The sequence below is a fragment of the Pelagibacterium halotolerans genome, from assembly GCF_044811015.1.
GTDB classification, from domain to species: Bacteria; Pseudomonadota; Alphaproteobacteria; order Rhizobiales; family Devosiaceae; genus Pelagibacterium; species Pelagibacterium halotolerans_A.
Genome location: NZ_CP085243.1, coordinates 1,160,673 through 1,183,166 on the forward strand (window position 1 = coordinate 1,160,673; position 22,494 = coordinate 1,183,166).

General features: G+C 60.1%; 25 protein-coding genes. 7 read left to right on the forward strand and 18 right to left on the reverse strand.

All coding sequences use genetic code 11. The features are described from left to right. Positions 1-212 precede the first annotated feature (212 nt). Genes LG281_RS05690 through LG281_RS05710 form a run of 5 tightly spaced genes read right to left on the reverse strand, consistent with a single transcriptional unit; the run spans position 213 to position 4,967 of the window. Positions 213-1,229 (reverse strand): branched-chain amino acid ABC transporter permease, encoded by a 1,017-nt coding sequence (locus tag LG281_RS05690; RefSeq protein WP_404405228.1) that lies wholly within the window; start codon positions 1,227-1,229, stop codon positions 213-215. Next, complete coding sequence (locus LG281_RS05695; RefSeq protein WP_404405230.1) at positions 1,226-2,179, reverse strand: branched-chain amino acid ABC transporter permease; 954 nt, start codon at positions 2,177-2,179, stop codon at positions 1,226-1,228. Before LG281_RS05695 ends, LG281_RS05690 begins: the two co-directional genes overlap by 4 nt. Then, positions 2,172-2,894: an ABC transporter ATP-binding protein gene (locus LG281_RS05700; protein WP_404405232.1), complete on the reverse strand. Its 723-nt coding sequence runs from the start codon at positions 2,892-2,894 to the stop codon at positions 2,172-2,174. Before LG281_RS05700 ends, LG281_RS05695 begins: the two co-directional genes overlap by 8 nt. Beyond that, on the reverse strand, positions 2,891-3,637 hold the full coding sequence (locus LG281_RS05705) for an ABC transporter ATP-binding protein (protein ID WP_404405234.1): 747 nt from the start codon (positions 3,635-3,637) through the stop codon (positions 2,891-2,893). The genes LG281_RS05700 and LG281_RS05705 overlap by 4 nt, the downstream gene beginning before the upstream one ends. A 4-nt stretch (positions 3,638-3,641) precedes the next feature. Then, positions 3,642-4,967 (reverse strand): ABC transporter substrate-binding protein, encoded by a 1,326-nt coding sequence (locus LG281_RS05710; RefSeq protein WP_404405236.1) that lies wholly within the window; start codon positions 4,965-4,967, stop codon positions 3,642-3,644. Positions 4,968-5,109: 142 nt separating this feature from the next. Here LG281_RS05710 and LG281_RS05715 point away from each other — a divergent pair, with 142 nt between their 5' ends. After that, on the forward strand, positions 5,110-5,250 hold the full coding sequence (locus LG281_RS05715) for a hypothetical protein (RefSeq protein WP_404405238.1): 141 nt from the start codon (positions 5,110-5,112) through the stop codon (positions 5,248-5,250). 332 nt (positions 5,251-5,582) lie between these two features. Here LG281_RS05715 and LG281_RS05720 read toward each other — a convergent pair whose 3' ends face one another. The 3 genes from LG281_RS05720 to LG281_RS05730 form a co-directional block, all read right to left on the reverse strand. Then, positions 5,583-5,789 (reverse strand): hypothetical protein, encoded by a 207-nt coding sequence (locus LG281_RS05720; protein ID WP_404405240.1) that lies wholly within the window; start codon positions 5,787-5,789, stop codon positions 5,583-5,585. A 92-nt stretch (positions 5,790-5,881) separates the two neighbouring features. Next, a protein-coding gene (locus tag LG281_RS05725) for an IS5 family transposase (protein ID WP_404400528.1) occupies positions 5,882-6,636 on the reverse strand; the annotation gives its coding sequence in 2 pieces (ribosomal slippage) (positions 5,882-6,303 and positions 6,303-6,636; 756 coding nt in all). 79 nt (positions 6,637-6,715) lie between these two features. Then, positions 6,716-7,470 (reverse strand): IS5 family transposase gene (locus LG281_RS05730; RefSeq protein ID WP_404400528.1). Its coding sequence is split into 2 segments (ribosomal slippage): positions 6,716-7,137 and positions 7,137-7,470, totalling 756 coding nucleotides; the frame shifts between segments, so codons are not numbered across the junction. A 287-nt stretch (positions 7,471-7,757) separates the two neighbouring features. Here LG281_RS05730 and LG281_RS05735 point away from each other — a divergent pair. Beyond that, positions 7,758-7,895, forward strand: coding sequence for a hypothetical protein (locus LG281_RS05735; protein WP_404405242.1), 138 nt, complete (start codon positions 7,758-7,760; stop codon positions 7,893-7,895). A 246-nt stretch (positions 7,896-8,141) separates the two neighbouring features. Here the strand turns inward: LG281_RS05735 and LG281_RS05740 are convergent, their stop codons facing one another. From LG281_RS05740 to LG281_RS05755, 4 genes are all read right to left on the reverse strand, one after another. After that, positions 8,142-8,969: a 3-keto-5-aminohexanoate cleavage protein gene (locus LG281_RS05740; protein WP_404405244.1), complete on the reverse strand. Its 828-nt coding sequence runs from the start codon at positions 8,967-8,969 to the stop codon at positions 8,142-8,144. 75 nt (positions 8,970-9,044) lie between these two features. After that, positions 9,045-9,266 (reverse strand): GDCCVxC domain-containing (seleno)protein, encoded by a 222-nt coding sequence (locus LG281_RS05745; protein ID WP_404405246.1) that lies wholly within the window; start codon positions 9,264-9,266, stop codon positions 9,045-9,047. Continuing rightward, the gene (locus LG281_RS05750; protein ID WP_404405248.1) at positions 9,224-9,451 is read right to left on the reverse strand and encodes a DUF3179 domain-containing (seleno)protein; all 228 of its coding nucleotides are present in this window, start codon (positions 9,449-9,451) and stop codon (positions 9,224-9,226) included. The genes LG281_RS05745 and LG281_RS05750 overlap by 43 nt, the downstream gene beginning before the upstream one ends. Beyond that, entirely contained in the window at positions 9,349-9,636 is a 288-nt protein-coding gene (locus LG281_RS05755; protein WP_404406822.1) for a hypothetical protein, read from the reverse strand. The genes LG281_RS05750 and LG281_RS05755 overlap by 103 nt, the downstream gene beginning before the upstream one ends. A gap of 190 nt (positions 9,637-9,826) precedes the next feature. Between LG281_RS05755 and LG281_RS05760 the strand changes: the two genes are divergently transcribed. The 4 genes from LG281_RS05760 (at position 9,827) to LG281_RS05775 (ending at position 15,336) form a co-directional block, all read left to right on the forward strand. Beyond that, a complete protein-coding gene (locus LG281_RS05760; protein WP_404405250.1) occupies positions 9,827-10,795 on the forward strand; it encodes a TAXI family TRAP transporter solute-binding subunit in 969 nt (322 codons plus the stop codon). Positions 10,796-10,911: 116 nt separating this feature from the next. After that, the gene (locus LG281_RS05765) at positions 10,912-13,554 is read left to right on the forward strand and encodes a TRAP transporter permease (protein ID WP_404405252.1); all 2,643 of its coding nucleotides are present in this window, start codon (positions 10,912-10,914) and stop codon (positions 13,552-13,554) included. Beyond that, on the forward strand, positions 13,551-13,979 hold the full coding sequence (locus tag LG281_RS05770) for a universal stress protein (protein ID WP_404405254.1): 429 nt from the start codon (positions 13,551-13,553) through the stop codon (positions 13,977-13,979). Before LG281_RS05765 ends, LG281_RS05770 begins: the two co-directional genes overlap by 4 nt. Before the next feature lie 13 nt (positions 13,980-13,992). After that, a complete protein-coding gene (locus tag LG281_RS05775; protein ID WP_404405256.1) occupies positions 13,993-15,336 on the forward strand; it encodes an aspartate aminotransferase family protein in 1,344 nt (447 codons plus the stop codon). 45 nt (positions 15,337-15,381) lie between these two features. Here the strand turns inward: LG281_RS05775 and LG281_RS05780 are convergent, their stop codons facing one another. The 6 genes from LG281_RS05780 to LG281_RS05805 form a co-directional block, all read right to left on the reverse strand. Beyond that, positions 15,382-16,395 (reverse strand): Gfo/Idh/MocA family oxidoreductase, encoded by a 1,014-nt coding sequence (locus LG281_RS05780; protein ID WP_404405258.1) that lies wholly within the window; start codon positions 16,393-16,395, stop codon positions 15,382-15,384. 38 nt (positions 16,396-16,433) lie between these two features. After that, positions 16,434-17,336 (reverse strand): sugar phosphate isomerase/epimerase family protein, encoded by a 903-nt coding sequence (locus tag LG281_RS05785; protein WP_404405260.1) that lies wholly within the window; start codon positions 17,334-17,336, stop codon positions 16,434-16,436. A 72-nt stretch (positions 17,337-17,408) separates the two neighbouring features. Next, on the reverse strand, positions 17,409-18,200 hold the full coding sequence (locus LG281_RS05790; RefSeq protein WP_404405262.1) for an ATP-binding cassette domain-containing protein: 792 nt from the start codon (positions 18,198-18,200) through the stop codon (positions 17,409-17,411). Between the two features lie 39 nt (positions 18,201-18,239). Then, positions 18,240-19,256, reverse strand: a complete 1,017-nt coding sequence (locus LG281_RS05795; RefSeq protein ID WP_404405264.1) for an ABC transporter permease — start codon at positions 19,254-19,256, stop codon at positions 18,240-18,242. Positions 19,257-19,364: 108 nt separating this feature from the next. Continuing rightward, complete coding sequence (locus LG281_RS05800; protein ID WP_404405266.1) at positions 19,365-20,309, reverse strand: sugar ABC transporter substrate-binding protein; 945 nt, start codon at positions 20,307-20,309, stop codon at positions 19,365-19,367. A 95-nt stretch (positions 20,310-20,404) separates the two neighbouring features. Next, a complete protein-coding gene (locus LG281_RS05805; protein WP_404405268.1) occupies positions 20,405-21,223 on the reverse strand; it encodes a TIM barrel protein in 819 nt (272 codons plus the stop codon). A 216-nt stretch (positions 21,224-21,439) separates the two neighbouring features. On the opposite strand from LG281_RS05805, the gene LG281_RS05810 reads away from it, so the two are divergent. Next, positions 21,440-22,471, forward strand: a complete 1,032-nt coding sequence (locus LG281_RS05810) for a LacI family DNA-binding transcriptional regulator (RefSeq protein ID WP_404405270.1) — start codon at positions 21,440-21,442, stop codon at positions 22,469-22,471. The last annotated feature ends 23 nt before the right edge of the window (positions 22,472-22,494 follow it).

The window sequence follows — 22,494 nt, forward strand, 5'->3', positions numbered from 1 at the left end:
CTCGCTATTATTACTGAATAGCATGCAAGTTACGAACAATTAATTCGCCAATAAGTCTTCGAGATATTCTAATGCATTGACGGTTTTCTGCTCACGAGGCGCGAGGGAGATGCGCAATACTTAACACGCCCACTTCGGCCACCTCGTTGAGATCATCCAATCGACCGAATGCGCATACGACATCGCAAACGCCCGACTTGCCTCAAAAAACTCTAGGCAACCCCACCGGGATCACCGTCGGCTCTAAGTTTGGCTCTTGTGGGCAGAAGCTCTATGCTGGTTTTGCGGCTCAATGTTCCCCATAGCCCATCGGGAAGAAAAAGGGCGAATGCCACGGCAACGGCACCGAGGCCCGCCAGGTACCAGGCGCCAAAGTCTCCAAAAAACTCCTGCAGGAGGAAGAAAACGACTGCCCCGAGGATTGGTCCTTCATAAGTTCTCAGTCCACCGACAAGAACCATAAAAAGCATGAAAACGGTCCACTGGATGCCGAAATTCGTGCGTGGCTGGAAGGTGATGGAGGTGGCCAACCAGATCACGCCGGCCAACGCGCAACCGAACGCCGCAAGCACGAAAATGATCCGCTTTACGCGCATCACATCGATCCCGATGGACGCCGCAGCGTCCTCGTCATCCCGGATCGCCTGGGCGGCCGCGCCAATGCGGCTGCGCAACAGCCAGAAGGTCGCCGAGAGGACGGTCGCGAGCAAACCCAGGCCCATCCAATAGTTGAGATTGCGCCGAGTGTCCGGATCAAACACGTTGAGCGCCAGAAGCGACGTTCCGGTTTCCCCTTGTACAAGGGGGTCGGACATCACGCCAATACGCAAGACTTCCGCGACGACCCACATCGCGATGGCGAATTCGCCCCCCTTGAGACGCAGTACAAAAATCGAGATGGGGACCGCGATCAATGCGGCACCGCCGGCGCCAACGAAAAAGGCGGGATACGGGCTCATCCCGGCTTCCACGAGCCGTAGCGCGAAATAGGCTCCGATGCCGAAAAACGCCTGCTGGCCGACGGAAACCAGACCTGCATAGCCCGCCAGCAAATTCCACATCACGGCGAGAAGAATGTAGACGATGAGCGTTGTCAGCTTGTCGATGACCAGCCCGCTGGCAAGCGCCGGCAGGAATGCCAATGCAATCAAGGCCAGCGTGGCTGCGAAGACCGTTACTCGCCCTGCCCGCGTCCAGCGATCGACGACAAATCCCCCCATATGACTCATGTCTGACTTTCCCCCGATTGCTCGGCAAGTCTCATCCTCGCCGCCGTTCTGCTCCTACCTCTTCCGCCGAGCGACACCCGCAAGCCGCCATGTCTAGCCGCGTGCGCCAGAAACAACCGGCTCGCCAGAACGGCGAGAAACACAAGGTGTCCCGAAAGCTGAAACCATTGCGCGGAAACGGTCGCACCCAGGCTTTGCGCCACGCCCAGCACGATTCCGCCGACAAGCGTTCCCCAAAGTGAGCCGATACCCCCGATCACTACGGCCTCGAACGCAAAAATGAGTTGTGCCGGCCCTGCGTAGGGAGTGATGAGCGCGCGCATGGCGAGGAACGCACCGGCAAGACCCGCAAGCGCGAGCGCGATGGCGGCGGCAGCGCGATGCACGAAACGGGCGTCGATGCCGCAAAGTTCGGCCGCTTCAGGATCGCTCGAGGTCGCGCGGATGGCCCGCCCCAGCTTGGTGAAGCTCAGCGTGAGCTGAAGGGCGACGAGTACCGCCACCGCGACGCCAAAGGTGATAACGGGCAGTTTGCCCACGGAAATGCCGAAGGGCAGTTGCCAGCTGGCCCAGGACAGGCTTCCGATGTGGTTGCCCAAAGACTGTGTATCGGGACCGAACAGGCCGAACATGCCGTTCTGCAACATGGCCCCGAGCCCAAACGTGGTCAGAAGCGGGAGCAAGACGCCGCCGCGCGCGGTGCGCGCGAACAGACCGGCCTGTAGTATCCAGCCCAGCGCCGCCATGGCCGGCAACACGCCTATGAGCGCTACCCAAGGGGAAATACCGAGAATCTCGACCGCGAACAAAACCAGATAAGCGCCGAAGATTGCCAGATCTCCGTGCGCGAGGTTGATGAACCGGACGACACCGAACATCAGCGAGAGCCCTGCGGCGAGGATCGCATAGTAGCCGCCAAGCAATATGCCCTGAATGAACGCATCAAGCATCGGCCATCTCCCTGCCAAGACCGAAATAGGCGTCCGTGATCGCCGACTTTCCCAGCGCGGAAGGCGCGCCCTCTAGCGCGACCCGCCCTTCAAGCATGCAGACGATCCGGTCCGAGAACGCCATCGCGCGGTCCAGGTCCTGCTCAACGACGATCATGGTGGTTTCTCTCGCGCTCTTGAGCGCGCCTAGCGATTGGTACAGTTCCTCCACGGCGACCGGAGACAACCCCAGAGACACCTCATCAAGAAGAAGCACGAGCGGATTGCTCATCAGCGCCCGGCCGATGGCGACAGATTGCCGTTGCCCGCCTGAAAGCCCGCCAGCAGGAACGCGAAGGAGCGGCTTGAGCGCCGGAAAGGCCCCGAGCACGCTATCGAGGTTCCAGGAACCTATCCGACCATTCTCTCCGGCGACCTGGAGGTTTTCCCTGACGGTCATATCGGAAAACAAGCGGCGTCCTTCAGGAACCATGGCGATGCCAGCGGCTACGCGCCTGGACGCCGTCAGCCCGGCAATGCTTTGGCCCTCGAGCGCAATTGTGCCGGATGTCATGGGATGCACACCCGATATGGTCCGAAAGAGCGTGGTCTTGCCCGCGCCGTTCGCACCGACCACACCGAGCACCTCGCCGCGCCCTACCGTTAGCGACACCTCCTGCACGGCGGTCAGCAAACCGTGTCGTGCAATGAGGTTTTCAATCTCGAGAATGGTCATTCGACCCCGCTCCCCAAATACGCCCGCCGCACATCCGCATCGGCCATCACCTGCCGTGGCTCGCCCTGGGCAATCACTTCACCCGCGCTCATGCACACGAGCCGGTCGATGATCTTGAGGAGCGCGTGGAGAATGTGCTCGATCCAGACAATCGTCAGTCCGCCGGCCTTGAGCCCGGCGATCAGGTTCACGAGGCGGTGCAGTTCAGCCTCGGTGAGCCCGCCGCCGATTTCATCGAGAAGGATGACGCGCGGACGTGTTGCGAGGGCCCGTGCAAGCTCGAGCCGCTTGCGGTCGAGCAGGCCGAGCGCGGCGGCAGGGCGGTTGGCGTGATCGAGCAACTGCGTTCGTTCAAGCGCTTCGGCAGCGCAATCACCCGCCTCTCTTCCCGTGAGCCCGCCGCCATTATTGGCGCCCGTCAAGACGTTCTCGAACACCGTCATCCCGAGAAAGGGGCGCGGAATCTGGTGGGTACGGGCAAGGCCGTGACGGCTGCGGCGCGCGGCGGTCCAATCGGTGATGTCGTGCTCCTCAAAGGCGACAGAACCTGCGGTTGGCGGGAAAGCTCCCGCCAACACGCCGAAAAGCGTCGTCTTTCCCGCGCCGTTTGGACCGACGATGCCAACCGCCTCGCCGGTATTCACGCGAAAGTCCACCGCCTTGAGCACGCGGAAGGCGCCGAAATTCTTGTCGATCCCAACCCCGTGAAGAACGGGGTTGGTCACCGGTAACGCTTCGGGCATAGGGTTAACCTTGCAACGTATAGGGCGTCATCTCGCCGGTCAGGGGCACCGCCGGATGATCGGCATTCGAGACGATGTTGAGCGCAAACTCCCATGGGCCCTCCTCGGCCTTGACCCATTGGACGCCGACAAGCCCCGTGGTCGCGCAGTTGGGCACCGGTCCCGTCGTGAAGTCGACAGTGCCGACCGCTGTGTCGGCCTTTAGCGTCGAAAGCGCATCGGCCAGCGCCGCCTTGTCCTTGGGGTTGCCAGACGCGGCCAGCGCAGCAACAGCCGCATCCAGGAGCGACGCGTTTGCACCGACCTGCTGGTTCCACTGCTTGCCGACCTTTGCCTCGTAGCCGGCGGCCAGGCTCGCACAGTCCAGCCCGGTCGAGGGCGAAGCGAAGGGAAAGTCCTTATGCCAGTAGGCGCCTGCGTGAAGCCCGTATCCAAGTCCACCCAGCGCCTCAAGCTCGGACGCGAACAGCCCCGCTTTGGCCAATTGCACGATCTTTGCCTGCTGGGCGAAACCCTTCTGGGCCGCCTGCCGCCAGAAAACCGGAAAGTCCGGCGGGAATGGGAAGGTGTTGAAGATCTCACAACCTTCCTGACGGTAGAGATTGATCTGCGGCGTGAAATCTGCAGCGCCGTTCTCGTACGGACCGGGATCTACGATGGTGTATCCCGCATTCTCAAGCTCGGGCAGCAGCAGGCCCCGAATGGCATTGCCGTCGGCGTCGTTGGGCAGGAGAACGCCGACCTTTTTATTGGTCTCGACTTTACTCCACTGGTCCGCATAGAGCGTCGCGAAGTTCCCGACACCGAAGCAGAAATGGTAGGTCCACCGGAAGGGCGAGGGTTCGCCGGGTTTTGCGCCACGGCCGAAATAGAAGCTCTCCCACGGGGCCGTCGTCGACAGGCACGGCACGCCGGCGGCCTCGCAGGTATCGGCAACCGGATTTACGGTTTCCGGGGTCGATGAGGTGAGCATCATGTCGATCTGCTCGGCGTTGATCATGTCCTTGGCGACCTGGCTCGCTCGGACCGGATCGGACTGCGTATCACCGAGAACGAGTTGAATGCCATAGCGCTTTTCGCCGGCCTGAACGCCTTCGGCCATATGCATATTGAACTGCTCGATCAGAACCGCATCGCCTTCCCCGAAGGGGCTCAACGGACCGGAACGCGGGCCGATAAACCCGATCCTGATAACGTCGTCGCCCTGTGCGAGGGCCGGCCGGACCATCGCTGGCACGGTGATGGCCCCTGCTGCAGCAATACCCGCAGTCTTTATGAAACGGCGGCGCGTCATCCCGCCTTGCATGCTGTTCGATGTCTTCTGGATCATGTTTTCCTCCCGATGTTGAAAATTTCGACCGACCTCCCAACCGGTCGAATGAAAGTCTGATACAGCGCGATTTTGCGACGCTGCCCGCCTCCCGGATCGACGCCATGCCTTCCTCGAGCATGGGCGCGAAGAGCTACCGGGAATGAACAGTCCCGTCCCAGACCTTGAACTCGGCGTTTCCGCCGGCGGCCTTGATGCGCTCGACGATAACCGTGGCGTCGTCACGCAGGATTTCCCGCGAGCCAATATGAATGAGCTCCGGCTTACGGGGCCTCTTCGCTAACGAACGCCTTGTCCGATCAGCGCCTAACTGCGTGGAACCCGTTCCCTTGAATATTCATATCTCCCCTCCTGGCCTTTTGCTTTGTCAGCGCATCAGACGAACCGATCCCCCCGATGCCAAAGGTATCTTCAACGGCACCACGCTGGTTTTGCCGACTGACGGCTCCTCCGTTTCTCGCCCGCTCCTCCGCGGACTTGAGGTTATGGATTGCAAAGCCCGTGCCAGAAACGCCGCCCGCTACGGAGCGTCATAAAAAGTTATAGTTCATAACAATTTAGGATCGAGAATTATGGGGCGATGCCAGGGCATCTCGCATTGTTGGTTTCACCAAATCAGAAATTCAATGGTAATTTCCATGAAATCATGAAATTCCCGTTGGAGAATGGAAAGTCCATTTGCCATGCGGCGCTCAGGCGCTGTAGCGGCAACATCTCGGTGGCGTGCAACATCAACCGGATGCGTCCGACGCAAAGTGAAGGGATGCGGCTCTCGCCCAGCCGTTCAAACTCATCGTCGAATGGCTTTTTCGGACGCTGCATCCGGCGGTCTTCACCGTACCAACAATTTCGTCGGCGACCCGCCCTCGCCTGATGTTGCGAAACGCGCTGAACCTAGGCTCAGGACTCATTGATCAGAGCCAGAAGATGACGGCTGCTGCGATGCAGATGGCCGAGAAGAAGGTGTGGGCGCATCGGTCGTAGCGGGTTGCGATGCGCCTCCAGTCCTTGAGCTTTGCGAAAAGGTTCTCGACCTTGTGGCGCTGACGGTAGAGCGCCTTGTTGTAGTCATACGGGACCTTGCGGTTGCGGCTCGAGGGAATACAGGGCTCGATGCCTCGTGCTTGAAGTTCCTGGCGGAACCAGGCGCTGTCGTAGCCGCGATCGGCGATCAGATGGGAGGCCGGCGGCAAGGCGTCGAGCACGAGGCGGGCGCCCGTGTGATCGCTCATCTGGCCTTCCGACAGGAGCAGGATGATCGGCCGACCTTCACCGTCGCAAACGGTGTGGAGCTTCGAGTTCAGTCCGCCCTTTGTTCGCCCGATGCGACGGGGAACAGCCCCTTTTTGAGCAGGCTCGCCGCGGTGCGGTGAGCCTTGAGATGCGTCGCGTCGATCATGATGCGCTCGGGTTTTGGCCCTTTGCCGGCGAGCCCGGCGAAGATGCGGTCGAAGACACCCATCCGGCTCCAGCGGATGAAACGGTTGTAGAGCGTCTTGTGCGGCCCGTAGCCGGCCGGCGCATCCTTCCACTGCAAACCGTTGCGGATCACATAGACGATGCCGCTCACAACCCGTCGGTCATCGACCCGCGGCACCCCATGCGACAGCGGAAAGAACGGAGATATCCGCGCCATCTGGCGCTCGCTCAGCAAAAACAAATCACCCATCAAGGCCTCCTGTTGGAAGCCGTGAATCACATCTCAAACGAAATTAATAGGTCCTGAGCCTAGGCTCAGGACTCATTGATCAGAGCCAGAAGATGACGGCTGCTGCGATGCAGATGGCCGAGAAGAAGGTGTGGGCGCATCGGTCGTAGCGGGTTGCGATGCGCCTCCAGTCCTTGAGCTTTGCGAAAAGGTTCTCGACCTTGTGGCGCTGACGGTAGAGCGCCTTGTTGTAGTCATACGGGACCTTGCGGTTGCGGCTCGAGGGAATACAGGGCTCGATGCCTCGTGCTTGAAGTTCCTGGCGGAACCAGGCGCTGTCGTAGCCGCGATCGGCGATCAGATGGGAGGCCGGCGGCAAGGCGTCGAGCACGAGGCGGGCGCCCGTGTGATCGCTCATCTGGCCTTCCGACAGGAGCAGGATGATCGGCCGACCTTCACCGTCGCAAACGGTGTGGAGCTTCGAGTTCAGTCCGCCCTTTGTTCGCCCGATGCGACGGGGAACAGCCCCTTTTTGAGCAGGCTCGCCGCGGTGCGGTGAGCCTTGAGATGCGTCGCGTCGATCATGATGCGCTCGGGTTTTGGCCCTTTGCCGGCGAGCCCGGCGAAGATGCGGTCGAAGACACCCATCCGGCTCCAGCGGATGAAACGGTTGTAGAGCGTCTTGTGCGGCCCGTAGCCGGCCGGCGCATCCTTCCACTGCAAACCGTTGCGGATCACATAGACGATGCCGCTCACAACCCGTCGGTCATCGACCCGCGGCACCCCATGCGACAGCGGAAAGAACGGAGATATCCGCGCCATCTGGCGCTCGCTCAGCAAAAACAAATCACCCATCAAGGCCTCCTGTTGGAAGCCGTGAATCACATCTCAAACGAAATTAATAGGTCCTGAGCCTAGGCGAGATTCAGTTCACGAGAGCCTGGGCGAAGTTCACCACCCAAATGTCAAGCCCGCCCCCCTACATGCGAGAGAGCAAAACTCACAAGAAGTTGGATGCCATTTGACCGCTTAAGCTCAGGATTTATTAATTTTCTTGCGGAGCGAGTTCCGGTTTGACACTGAGGCCAGCGATCTGCTTGCCGAACTCGCGCTGCTGGCGACCCGCCCGGCCGGATCAGAAATTGCTGCGGTTTCACACACGGGAATATCTCGACCGGATCGTCAGGATGAGCGGTAGCGGCGATGCCGGCGAGGCTGTCGCGTTCAGGCCGAACAGCGACGAGGTGGCGCGTCTGGCGTCCGGTGGCTGTGTCAGGTGATGGACACCGTGCAGAACAGTGTGGCCGCGAGCGCTTATGAAGGCGAGAGTTTCTTTCGTCGCCTCTTTCGCCGTAAAGTCGGTCTGCATCCGCACGCCTACCGCGTACGTCGCGATGGAACGATAGCTGTAGGCCGCGACTGACGGTCGGAACCAGCAAGATGCGTCACAAGCGCTCTTCATTCCAGCGCGGTGATAGCTTGGGTCGAAGGTGCGCGAATTTGGGTAACGATGGTCAACTGCGCGACTACATCACACAAAGGATGCGTTTTGCGTCGTCTGCTGTTGCCAGATCGCGCCCCGCCCGTTTCGCCAGTTCGGCAACCATGGATACGCGCTCGGCATTGTCGCGTGCGAGGCGGCCATGTTCGTCGACGATTGCATTCTCGAAGCCGACCCGGACGTGACCACCGAGTTTGATCGTTTCCTCAAGGCAAGCCATTTCGCCGCGGCCAAAGGCGCATGTCATCCAAACGGCATCGCGATCGAGACCGCGAGCGGAAAGACGGCTGTAGAGGTCCATAAAGTGGTCGAAGGTTGAACCCTCAGCCTCGCCATACCGACCCGCTACGAGAATAAGACGCGGCGGCGTGGCTGGCGAGAGCACCTTACGGGCACGCCAGTCCGCGAGGGTATCGATATCGGCCCCATCGTAAAGAATGAACTGGATTGCGATCCCCTCACCCGCTGCCCAGCGCAAGAACGCCAATGCGAACGCTTCGCCGCCGCGAAGAATCTCCCGGACCGACAACGAGATAGCGGTAGGCCGTAGAGCACGAACGGCGGCAGCCTGCTCTTCAGGCGCAAATAATCCCGCCGCCTCGGTAGTTACCTGAATGACCATCCCGTCACCGCATTGCTCGCGGATTTGGCCGATGGCGTCGCGGTAGAGTCCGGCGTCGAGCGAATGGACACCGGATGCGTCGCGCACATGGGCATGGATGGCCGCAGCGCCCGCCAGCATGCATTCCCGAGCCGCGATGCCAATGTCCCGGGCGGTCAGCGGAATACGCGGATGATCGCGCTTGGTGCGCCGCGCGCCATTGGGCGCAACCATGATCAGCAGTCTATCCACAAACGCCCACCTTCCACCCGCATTTCAAACCGTCGGTACTCGGCCTCGCGATCGCGTCTGGCCGATATCCAGTACCTACTGCTTGCGCTGTACCTGCTGGACTGGCGGGCACGGCACGTCGCCATAGGAACAGAACACACAGCAATCCCCCGTTTGAGATGTCAAAACAGTACCGCACGCGGCGCACTCGTAGAAGTGAGTGCAGGCGTCCGAGGGCATAGCCTCAGTTGCCTTGTGTCCACAGGACGGACAGGTCAGCGTTGAGGTCGTGGTGATGTTTGGCTGACTATTGGACATGAGATCATCATGGGTGCTGTGTTCGATATCGGCGTGCGGCTCTCCTGTCTTTCAAAGCCCATGTTGACAATTTCGTGCCAAGTCAGAACCCGTAGCGGATAGGCGTGTGCGATACCATCAAATTCAAGCTGGATGACAGACTCGTTAGGACCGATATCGCCGACCCGGGACACCGGTCTGAACACCAGGACGGCGATGGCAGGAATGCCGTCTTTAGGCAGGCGCCGGAAACGATCTCGTCGAGATTTACCTCAGCACTGGAAAAATCGGTCGTCCAGCCCATGCCGCGCCGTTGCGCCGGATCCGCATTGGCGGCACCCGCGGCAAAAGCTGTCACGAGGGCGATCAACGCTCCCAGGATTTTCATCATACCAGTTTGCCACTCAAACCGTACACGCGCGATTCACATGGGAGCGAGGGGATAAGTCGTTGCCATAATTACGCGAAAAAGCGCAAACAACTTCTAGGATGGTTCAGCTCCGCGGTTGACGAGATGGAATTGCTGTGCGTTGATCTTGGTGCAGTTGGAAATACAACTGATCTCAAAGGGAGAAACGATCATGAACAAAATTGCTATCGGGACCGCCATAGCCATCATGGCTGGCGGCATGTCCTTTGGCGCATCCGCGCAGCAGCAGTTTATTACGATCGGGACCGGCGGCGTGACCGGAGTCTATTATCCGACCGGCGGCTCAGTCTGCCGGTTGGTCAACCGCGATCGCGCCGAACACGGTTATCGTTGCTCGGCGGAATCGACCGGCGGATCGGTCTACAACCTCAACACCATCCGTGCCGGTGAACTCGATTTCGGTGTCGTGCAGTCGGACTGGCAATATCACGCCTATAACGGCACATCGGAGAATTTCGAGGATGCCGGACCCAATGAAGATCTCAGGGCCGTATTCTCGATCCATCCCGAGCCCTTCACGCTCGTTGTTCACCCCGACAGCGGGATCGAGTCCCTCGAAGACCTCCAGGGCAAGCGCGTCAATGTCGGCAATCCCGGCTCCGGCCAACGCGGCACCATGGAATTGCTGATGGGCGAACTGGGCTGGACCATGGACGACTTCGCCGTGGCCGCCGAACTCGCCGCCGCCCAGATGCCGGCAGCGTTGTGCGACGGACAGATCGACGCCTATGTCTATGTGGTCGGCCATCCGAGCGCCAACATCACCGAAGCGGTGACGACCTGCGGTGCCCAGTTGGTGAATGTCGAGCACGAAGTGATCGACCAACTCGTCGCGGACAACCCTTACTACCGGATCGCGACGATTCCGGCGGGCACCTATGAAGGCCAGGACGAGGACGTCACGACCTGGGGTGTCGGCGCTACGCTCGTCACCTCGGCGACTGTGCCTGAAGATGCCGTCTACGCCGTGGTCAAGGCCGTCTTCGACAATTTCGAGGACTTCAAGGGACTGCATCCTGCGTTCGCAGGCCTCGTGGAGGAGGAAATGATCTCCGACGGTCTGTCCGCGCCGCTGCATGACGGTGCGGTGCGCTACTATGAAGAACGCGGCTGGATGTAACCAGCCATACCATACGCTTTTGTGCCGGACGGCTCCGTCCGGCACATTTGATGCACGTTGCGCGGCCATGGCAATAGGCCGCCGTTGGGGAACGGCGGATCAGGAGGGGAATACCGATGTCTGATGCTGGTGGGGACCGCAAGCCCACAGTCGATGTGGACGTGCTCGTCGCGGAAACCGAAGGCGGCGCGCGCCAGGCCCAGGGGTGGGCCGGACGCATTATCGTCATCATCGCTTTCGCATGGTCTGCATTTCAGCTCTACAACGCATCGGACCTGCCTTACGTCTTTGCGGAGGCTACAGGGCTCAATCTGGTTCTGAACAATCTCCAGACGCGCCGTGTACACTTGGCCTTCGCTCTGGTACTGGCAATGCTCGCCTACCCCCTATTCCGATCGAGCCCGCGCGACCGCGTGCCCTGGTACGACTGGGGTCTCGCGCTCTTGGGCGCCATCTCCACCTTGTACCTGTTCTGGTTCAATAGAGAGATCGGCAGCCGTGCCGGACTGCCCACTACTACGGACCTGATCATCGCAACCATCGGCCTCGCATCGGTTGGCATCGCTGTCTACCGCGCTCTTGGCCTGCCGCTGGTGGTCGTCGCCTCGGTGTTCATGCTCTATGTCTTTTTCGGCAATGCCAGCTGGCTGCCCGACGCCATCCAATGGGCCGGCGCGAGCTTCAACAAGGCGATGTGGCATTATTGGATGCAGACCGAGGGTGTATTTGGCGTTGCGCTTGGGGTCTCGGCCTCGCTGATCTTCCTGTTCGTACTGTTCGGTGCCCTGCTTGAGCGCGCGGGCGCGGGCAATTACTTCATCAAACTCGCCTTCGCGTTGCTTGGGCACCTTCGCGGCGGACCAGCTAAGGCTGCGGTCGTCGCCTCGGCGTTATCGGGGCTCTACTCGGGGTCCTCCATCGCCAATGTGGTTACCACCGGCACCTTCACCATACCGTTGATGAAGCGAACCGGATTCAAGCCGGAAAAGGCCGGCGCCATCGAGGTCGCCTCCTCCACCAACGGCCAGCTCACACCGCCGGTGATGGGTGCAGCAGCGTTCCTCATCGCGGAATTTACCGGCGTCGCCTATCCGGACCTCATCGTACACGCGCTGTTGCCCGCGCTGATCTCCTATATCGCGCTCGTTTATATCGTCCATCTGGAGGCCCTCAAGCTTGGTCTAAAAGGGCTTACCCGTCCGACGCCTCTGGGAACATTCGCACAGCGCCTTTCGGGCGTCCTGTTCGGTTTCATCGCCACGGCAGTTCTGGCGGCCATCGTTTATTTCGGGCTTGGCTGGATCAAGCAGGCCTTGCCCCAGTTCACATTCTGGTCGGCAGCACTGCTGTTCCTCGTGGGCTATCTGGTCCTGCTGTGGGTTGCGGCGCGTCACCCCGACCTGTCGGAAGACGATCCCGATGCGCCCGTCCTCGAGCTTCCGCGCCCGCGCGACGTTGCCGTCACCGGGCTCTATTTCGTGCTGCCCATCATCATCCTGATCTGGAGCATCATGCTCGAACGCATGTCGCCCCAGCTCGCCGCCTATTGGGCCACGATGGCCATGCTGGTCATCGTTCTGACCCAGCGCCCGCTCAAGGTGCTCATGCGAGGGACAGGAGACTATAGTGCTGCCATTCAGCTCGGCATCACCGACTTCGCCGCGGGCATGATCAACGGCGCGCGCAACATGATCGGCATCGGCGCGGCGACTGCGGCCGCAGGCATCATCGTGGGCACGGTCTCACTGACGGGCGCGCATCAGGTGGTGGGTGAGTTCGTCGAATTCCTGTCTGGCGGCAACCTGCTGCTGATGCTGTTCTTTGTTGCCGTGATGAGTCTCATCCTCGGAATGGGTCTGCCGACGACCGCGAACTACATCGTTGTCTCCTCGCTTATGGCACCGGTCATCGTCTCGGTGGGTGCGCAGAACGGGCTGATCGTGCCGCTGGTCGCGGTGCACCTGTTCGTCTTTTACTTCGGCATTCTCGCGGACGATACGCCGCCGGTTGGCCTGGCGGCCTTCGCGGCAGCTGCAATTTCCGGAGGTGATCCGATCCGTACGGGTGTCCAGGGGTTCACATACGACATCCGAACGGCGCTGCTGCCATTCCTGTTCATCTTCAACACCGAACTGCTGCTCATCGATGTGGGACCGGTCCGTGCCGTCTTCGTGTTCATCGTCGCTGCGATTGCCATGCTGCTCTTCGCGGCGGCGACGCAGGGTTATTTCCTCGCGCGCAGCCGATGGTGGGAATCCATCATCCTGCTCGTCGTCGCTCTTACCCTGCTGCGGCCCGGCTTCTGGCTCGACCAGATCCAGCCGCCATTCGATGAATTTCCCGGCAATGAGGTTGTCGAGATTGCAGCCGAGGCGCCATCCGACGACATGCTGCGTCTTGTGATCCGTGGTCCCGACTTCGACGATATCGGCGAAATCTCCCAGCTCAGTATCCAGGCCCCGCTCGGCCCGGCCGATGTGGACGGCATAGAACGGCTGGAATCCGCAGGCCTCACGGTGATAGAAATGAACGGCATGGCCGTGCTCGAAGAACCGTTACCGGGCACGCGCTTCTTCACCAAGTTTCAGATGTTCGATTTCTACGCCGACGAGCCGGTCAGGATCGAAACCGTGAAATTGCCGGCGGACCGCATGCCGAAGGAAATTTTCTTTATCCCCGCCCTGTTGCTTCTGGGGCTGGTGTGGTTCGTGCAACGCCGCCGGCAGACCGTGCCGGCATTCTGGGGGAAGGCCGCATGACGCGTATATATCTGCTCGCGCTCGATCTGGGCGATCCAGATTCCATCGGTCGCGTCTTCCCCGTTGCCCAGGAGCTTGCCCGCAATGCCGGCGCCGAACTGCATGTGGTGACCGTCGTGCCGACCTACACCATGCCGATTGTCGGCTCTTTCTTTCCAGCCGACTATGAGCAGAAAGCGCTCGACGCGGCACGCGATGAACTGGAAAACGTGATCCGCCGCTCCGCCGACAATCCCGACGAGGTGAAAGGTCACATCGCGCATGGCACGATCTACGAGAAAATCCTGCGGACGGCGGACGACATCGGCGCCGACCTGATCATCATGGAATCGCACCGCCCCGCGCTCAGCGACTACCTGCTCGGGCCGAATGCCGCCCGCGTCGTCCGCCACGCGCGACAGTCAGTCTACGTCCACCGCTCCTGAGGAGAGCCCGGGAATGGCGTCGTCGCATGTTTTCGGACGTGACACCCGCAGATCCCTTCCCGTCATCGCCGGAGGTGACGGCTGCTGGTTGATCGATGCCGAGGGGAAGCGCTATCTCGACGCCAGTGGTGGCGCGGCAGTCTCGTGTCTGGGCCACTCCTGCCGACCCGTTCTCGACGCCGCCAAGGCTCAGCTCGACGCCATTGCCTACGCCCATACAGGCTTTTTCACTTCCGAGCCTGCCGAGGCCCTGGCCGACGCTCTGATCGCCCGCGCGCCCGAACCGCTTAACCGCGTCTATTTCGTCTCCGGCGGTTCGGAGGCGGTCGAGGCGGCGATCAAGCTTGCCCGCCAATATTTCCTCGAGATCGGGCAGCCGGAGCGGACCGAGATCATCTCGCGCTGGCAGAGCTATCACGGCAACACGCTCGGCGCGCTTGCGACCGGCGGCAACCGGTGGCGACGTGCGCAGTTCGAGCCGCTACTCGCCGACGCGATGCATCATATCTCGCCTTGTCACTATTGGCGCTGGGGCGAGGCGAACGAAAGCGCGGAGCAGTATGGGCAGCGGGTCGCCGAGGAGCTCGAGGCACGCATTCTCCAGATCGGCCCCGAACGGGTAGCGGCGTTCTTCGCCGAACCGGTCGTCGGCGCCACCATGGGGGCCGTCCCCCCCGCGCCGGGCTATTTCCAGCGCATCCGCGAAATCTGCGACCGCTACGGCGTCCTGCTCATCCTCGATGAGGTCATGTGTGGATCGGGGCGCACCGGCACCTTTTTCGCGTTTGAGCAGGACGATATTGTCCCCGATATGGTGTGCATCGCCAAAGGGCTTGGTGCGGGCATCCAGCCCATCGGCGCCATGATTTGTTCTTCGGTCATCTATGGCGCTATTGCAGCGGGCAGCGGCTTTTTTCAGCATGGGCACACCTATATGGGCCACCCGACCGGCTGTGCTACAGCGCTGGCCGTATTGGGGGAAATCGACCGGCGCAACCTCCTTGGCAATGTGCGCGAAATGGGCGAGCGCCTGGATGCGGGGCTGCGCAGGCGCTTTTCTGATGTTCCCTTCATCGGCGATATCCGTGGCCGGGGTTTGTTCCGAGGTCTGGAACTCGTCGCCGATCCGGACACAAAGGCACCGTTCGACCCTGCGCTGGGCGTGGCGGCGCGCATAAAGGCCGCCGGTATGGCGCGGGGCTTGGCCTGCTACCCCATGGGCGGCACTATAGACGGCCGTACCGGGGACCATGTGCTGCTCGCACCGCCGTACATTGTTTCCGCCGACGAGGTGGATATTATCGTCGACCGGCTTGGCGAGGCAATCGTATCCGTACTGTCCGAGACCGACGCATGAACCGTGCAACTGCAGTTCGATCGCGTCGAACGGCAAACGCTTCGCTCAGCCGTAGAGTGCGGGCTTGTCGGCCATTTCGATGTCGACCGGCTTGCCGCTGTCGGCGGCCTTCAATCCCGCGTCTGATACAACCTGGATCGCATAGCCATCCCAAGCGCTCGGCCCGGATGCGCCACCTTGTTTGGCGGCCTCGATCCAGTCGGCTAGCTCCTTATCGTACGCCTCGATGAATCGCTCGCGCCAATCCGCTGGAACACGACCGGAAAAGCTGTCGCCGGCTTTGAGAACGACGTTATTGGATTCAGAGAGTTCCACAGTGCCCTTCTCGGCCGAAATTTCGCCCCGGATATCGTAGCCGTAGCCGATGTTCACCGAAACCTCGACGGTCGCGACGGTACCGCCGCGCATTTCCATGATCCCGAGGATCGGATCGCGCAAGTTTTTTCCGACCGAGTTGCGTTTACCGGCAATCACTTGGATGCGGGCGACTTCATCGCCAAGCAGCCAGCGCGTTACGTCGATATCGTGGACCATCGTGTCTGCCACCGCCATATCGTCGGTGTAGAGCCCCTCCCGCACGGAGGCGTTGCGGTGAACCGAATGGAACATGAGCGGTTCGCCGATGACGCCCGACTCGATGGTTGCTTTGAGGTCCGCATAGGCCCGGTCATAGCGGCGCATATAACCGACCTGGATCAGGCGCTTGCCCAGCTTTACTTCGGCGTCGATGATGCGCAGGCAGGCTTCCTGTGTGGTGGCCAACGGCTTTTCACAGAAAACCGGCTTGCCCGCGGCGAGCGCCGGGAGGATAGCTTCCTCATGTGCCGGTCCCCAGGAACAGACGAGGACGGCGTCCACGGCGTCCGAGGCAATCAACGCGTCGGAGCTATCGAAGACCTCGATGCCTCCATATGTCTTGGCGACTTCTTGGGCGCGGCTGCGATCGGTGTCGGTTACCGCAGTTACCTCGCCGCCTGCAAGGACGTGGGTTATGCGCCGGATGTGATCCTGGCCGATCATGCCGGTGCCAATGACACCGATTTTCAATTTGTCAGTCATGTTTTCTGCACTCTAGGAAAAATGCGCGTCATGCCGCGTCATTTGGGAAAGTACTTTTCGACGTAGTCCTGCATGGTCTTGCGCATGAACTTGCCGCTTTCGTCGGCGCGCTCCTCCCAGGCGAAGACGCAAGCGGTCATGATGCCGTCGAAGCCCACCTCGGCAAGGGTCCCGAAGAAATCGTCCCATGGCACCTCGCCCTGCCCGATATCCAGATGCTGATGCACCCGGGCTGACGAACCCGGCGGGTTGATGATATAGCGCAGTCCAGAAGACGCCTTGTGATTGAAGGTGTCCGCCACATGCACATGCGCCAAAACATCGGCGCACTCGCGAAGCATCGCCTTGGTGTCGTCGCCGAAATAGAAGGTGTGCGGCGAACAGTAGAGGAATTTGACCCTCGGGGAATTAACCGTGCGGATGAGGTCGACCGAAGGCTGCAGCGTTTCCACCCAATCCTCCGGGTGCGGTTCGATATGGAGATTGATGCCTTCCTTTTCAAAGATAGGCACCAACTCTTCCATCGAACGCCACCAGGCGTCCTCGCACGCCTCGATCATCGAGCCGGTATGGCAGCAATAACAGGTGCCTTTGTCCGGATGCGGGCCGCGGCCGAACTCGGAATTCATCGTTTCGACCTCCAATTCGACGGCGATCTCGATGGCGCGCTTCCAATGCTTGACGGCGGCCTTGCGCTCGTCCTCGTCATTGGACGCCCAACGGTACATAGGCAGAAGCGAGGCGATGCCGACGTTTTCGGCCCTCAGGGCCTTTTTGAAGCTTTTGAGCCGCTCAGGATAAACGCGGGGTGCCTTGAACCATTCAAGGAAGTCGCCGCGAGGTGAGAGTTCGATCCAGTCATACCCCAATTCGCGCACTTTTTTAGGCAGGTCCTCGAGAGAGAGATGCCGATGCATGAACGGGTCGAGGGCAATCTTCATCGTTTGCGCTCCTTGAAATCTGGCGGGCACAATGAAATGGCGCGCAGCGCGCCCGGACGGTGTTCTGGAAGATCAGGCGAAAGCCGGCTCTTCCTTCTGGTCGGTCTCGGTCTGGATGCCGGTGATCATGGCGACGATCTCGTTGCCGTGCGTCTTGTCTTTATCGACCGACCCGACGATCCGGCCACGCCGAAAGACCCAGATGCGATCCACCAGATCGAAGACCTGCCGCAGGTTGTGGCTGATCAGGATAAGCGGCACTCCCCGCTCCTTGAGGCCACGGATGATGTTTTCGACCTGACCGGTTTCCTGGACGCCAAGCGCCGCTGTCGGTTCGTCCATGATGATCATCTTGGACGCAAAGGTCGCCGCGCGGGAGATCGCGACGCACTGGCGCTGACCGCCGGACATGTTCCGAATCTTGTTCTTGAGATCGGGGATTTTCACACCCGTCGTCCGCAAGGCTTCCTCGGATTTCTTGGTCATCAGTCGCTCGTTGAGGAAACTGAACGGTCCGAGATTGAAGTATTTCTCCTCTCGCCCGAGGAACAGGTTAGAGGGGACGTCGAGGTCGTCGGCAAGCGCGAGATTCTGGAACACGGTCTCGATCCCCATCTCGCGGGCAGCGATCGGGCTGTCGAACGCGACCTCCTGTCCGTCGAAAAAGATTCTGCCGCCGGTCGGTTGCTCGACGCCTGTAATCTGCCGGACGAATGTCGATTTTCCAGCGCCATTGTCCCCCACGATGGCGACGTGCTCGCCATCGCGGAGATAGAAATCGGCGTCTTCAAGGGCATGCACGCCGCCATAGTGCTTGGTGAGCCCCTCGGTCCTCAGGATGACCTTCGTGTCTTCGCCAGTCATTGGATTTCTCCCTGAATGCTTGGTTCGGCCTCGGTATTGTCAGCTTCTGCCACGCAGCCGCTGGCGATAGACGTCGAGTACAACGGCACCGACGATAATAGCACCCAACACCATCTCCTGGTAATAGGCATCCAGACGCAGGAACGTGAAGCCGGATGTTATGACACCAATGATCAGCATACCGAGCACCGTACCCACAATCGAGCCCCTGCCGCCGGTCAGCGAGGCACCGCCGATGACTGCCATTGAGATGGCGTGGAGCTCATACATCAGCCCCATGCCTGCCTGGGCGGTGAGACCGCGCGCCGAAATGACAATAGCGGCAAGCCCCGAAAGCAGGCCGGCAATCGCATAAACCAGGACAATATGCCGTTCCACATTGATACCGGAAACACGAGCAGCTTCCGCATTGGATCCGATGGCATAGGTACGCCGTCCGTAAAGTGTGTACCGCAAGAGAACCTGGAAGATGACAGCAACGGAGAGGAGGATGAGCACGGGCATCATTCCCGCACCGATGGCGGCAAAGTCGTCTGTCGGGAATGAGATGGGCTGGCCTTTGGTATACCATTTGGCAACGCCGCGCGCAGAGACCATCATGCCCAGCGTCGCGATGAACGGTGGAATTTTCGTGTAGGCTATGAGCAAGCCGTTTATGAGGCCCGCAAGAAGCCCGAAACCCAGCCCCACTGCAATCGGGACAATGACGGGAAGGTCCGTAAGCCCGGGATAGACAGCTCTTGCATAGGTACTGACCTGGGCGAAACTCATCGCGATCATTGCCGCCGCAGCGACAATCGAGCCCGAGGAGAGATCAATGCCGCCGGTAATAATCACCTGCGTTACACCAACGGCGATAATGCCGATCACCGAAACCTGCAGGATCATGATCGAGAGGCGTTGCCAGTTGAGCAGGAAGCTCTGCCCCTGAAACAGCCAGCCCAGCACCTCAAAAATGCCTGCAATCACGATCAGTCCAATAAGGACGTTGACCTCCGGGGGGCGCTGCCGTTTCGGCTTCGCCTCGAGGGCCGGTGTTGCAACCACGTCTGTCATTTCGACTACTCTCCCTTTTTTGGCCCCATCGCTACTTTGCTTCCGGAAAGAGCCAATATCGGGGGCAGCCTGCCGCCGCCCCCGCCTTGCTCCGTGACAACCCGCCGCTTAGTTCTTGTCGAGATACTGATCGATGTTCTCGGGAGTGACGAGCTCGAACGGCACCCACACCTTCTGTTCGACATCCTCGCCAGCGGCGAGCGCGAGAGCAGCGTCAACAGCACCCTGCCCCTGTCCTGCCGCATTCTGGAACACGGTCACGTCGAGATCACCGGCCTGCATGGCGGCAAGCGCGTCCTGAGTGGCATCGACGCCGCCGACGATCATCTCGTCCATGGAGATACCAGCAGCTTTCATTGCCTGGATGGCACCGATTGCCATTTCATCGTTGTTGGCGACCACGGCGTCGAACTCGATGCCGGCGGACAGCCAATTGGTCATCAGGTCCTGACCTTCGATGCGGCTCCAGTTCGCCGTTTGCTCTTCTACGATTTCCATAAACGAGCATTCGTCCGTGGCGATCACGTCATGAACGTCCTGCGTGCGCTGACGCGCAGCCTGGTTGGACAATTCGCCCATCATGACGACGATCTTGGCTCCGTCGCCCTTACCCTGCTCCTTCAGCAGCCGGCAGATCTCCTCAGTTTCCAGCGTACCGGATTCAACCTCATTGGAGGCCACGAAAGCGTGAAAATCCGGCATATTGTCAACATTGATCGGCTGGCGATTCACATAGACCAGCGGAATGTTGGCTTCCGCCGCCAGATTGGTCATGGCTTCGGTCGCGTCGGTATCGACAGGATTCACAATGATCGCATCGACGCCGGAAGCGACAAAGTTCTGGATCTGATTGAGCTGCCGCCCAACGTCGTTCTGGGCGTCCTCGATCTGAACATCGACACCATCGAGCGTATCGGCGTAGTCTTGGATACCATTGCGCAGAACAGTCAGGAAGTTGTCGTCGAACAAGGCCATGGAGACACCAATGGTCTCAGCCATCGCAGTGGTCGACATCAACGACGCCATTCCCGCAGCTAAAAGCAATTTCTTCATTACTCTCCTCCCAAGAGTGATCATGACAAAATGATGTTCGTGGCCGGCATCCACGGAAAATCGCCGGAATTCCTCCGCCGCTCGGCGGAAGGAAACTATGCCGCCGCAGCCTTTATCCTCGCCTTTATAAAATCTATCGACTGACGCAATTGCGCCTCGGGATCGGCCAGCTTGTGAACAGCGGGCGAAAATGGTTCGAAGGAGAACGGACCATTATATCCGGCTTCGAGCAGCGCATCGATCTGCTCGATATTGCCCAAGACGTCGTTCTCGTCGACGAGCACGCGGTGCTCGTCGCGAATGTCGGAAATGGCAATCCTAGAATCGGTGACCCCCGAGATATGCACGATTCCAGTGTAGCTTGCGAAGAAAGACCCGCCGCCGGAAAGGTAGTGATGGAACGTGTCGTGCACGAGCTTGAAGCGATCGGCTGCGCTGAGACTTTCGATAACCTCGATCGCCTCAGCCTTACTCCTGAGCGAGGACATCTCGAACCCGAGGGGCTCAACCAACGCTACCAGATCGGCCTCGTCGAGCAGCGGTTTGATTTCGCGCAACGCAACCCGAAGATTGGCCCGCCGCTCACCATTACCCAATCCCTGGCCATCATTGCGCGGGATCAGACTGATGGTTTCGGCACCGCATGCCTTGGCCTGGGCGATCAGCGTGGTTACCTTTTCTAAAACAGCGTCGGACCAGTCGTTGAACGGATAGACCTGCGACAGACCGACTATCCGCTGATTATGGCCTGCGGCAACCTTCGCAACTTCCTCCGGCGCGTCGCCATCGAACAGAGGTCTGGCAAGATCGTTGCGCAGTTCGACACCCAAGCATCCGAGACGCCCTGCCAGGGTAAACAGCTGCTTGTAGTCCAGCCCCGGCACGGCCATGTGATTGATCGCGAACCGCAGCATGCGTGCCTCCCTCCCTTGCGCCGTTCGAGACGCCGTCATTGCTTGCAGGAAAAGTGACCCCGTACGGCAAAAACGTCAATATCTATGATGCATTTCACATCATTAATGATGAAATTTGATTATCGGCAGCCAATTTTCCATCAAAACACATCAACCGCCTCTTGCACTCTGGTCTGGCTTGCGTCCTAAATGACGTCAGGGTGAAAGAAGGAATCTATGGCGAACAGACCAACTGTCGTTGACGTCGCGAGAGAAGCCGGCGTGAGCGTTTCTACCGTCGACCGGGTCATGAATGGCCGGCAGACCGTGCGCGCGGATACTGCCAACCGCGTTTTCGAGGCTGCGGAGCGCGTCGGCTATCACGCGACGGCATTGATCGGGCGGCGGTTACGCGAAGACCTTCCCGTAGTCCGGCTTGGCTTCGTGCTGCAAAAACAGCGCCAAAGGTTTTACCAAAGCTTGGCTGAGCACCTCGAACATGCCGTCAGCGTGGCATCCGGCATCCAAGGCAAGGCGGTGATCGAATTCTGCCATTCGCAAACACCGGGCGACATCACTGAGATGATGCGCGACGTTGGCTCCAGGGTCGACGTACTGGCTGCTGTGGCGCTCAATCATCAGCAGACAACCGATACCGTGCTCGAACTCAAGGCGAAGGGCATTCAGACCTTTTCGTTGCTGTCGGATTTCGGTCAGGGTGAGCGCGCCAACTATATCGGGCTCAATAACCTGAAGGTGGGTCGTATCGCGGCGTTCATGATCGCAACGGCGGTGCATGATCCCGGCAAGATCGCGGTTTTCGTCGGCGGTCATCGCTGGCACGGCCACGAATTGCGCGAGACGGGCTTTCGGAGCTACCTGCGTGAATACCATCCCAGTTTCACGGTGCTGGATACCTTGGTCAATCTGGAAACGCGGCGACTGACGCACGAGGCCACCCTCGATCTTCTCGAAAGACATCCTGACCTCAAAGGTATGTATGTTGCCGGCGGCGGCATGGAAGGCGCAATTGCAGCCATACGCGAAGTCCGCAAGCCGGGCGAAGTCGCTCTCGTCGTCAACGAACTGACGCCGGAGTCGCGTGCCGCACTTTCCGACCGCTACCTGCTAATGGCCATTGCCACGCCCCTCGCCGAATTCAGCCGCGATCTTGTATCTTTAATGATCGAAGCCGCCGGCGGGGAACATAGCGGCCTGCCAGGGCAGCACTTCCTGGCGCCGCAACTCTACCTGCCTGAATCCTTGTAGATCCGACGTTCCTGCGACAAGGG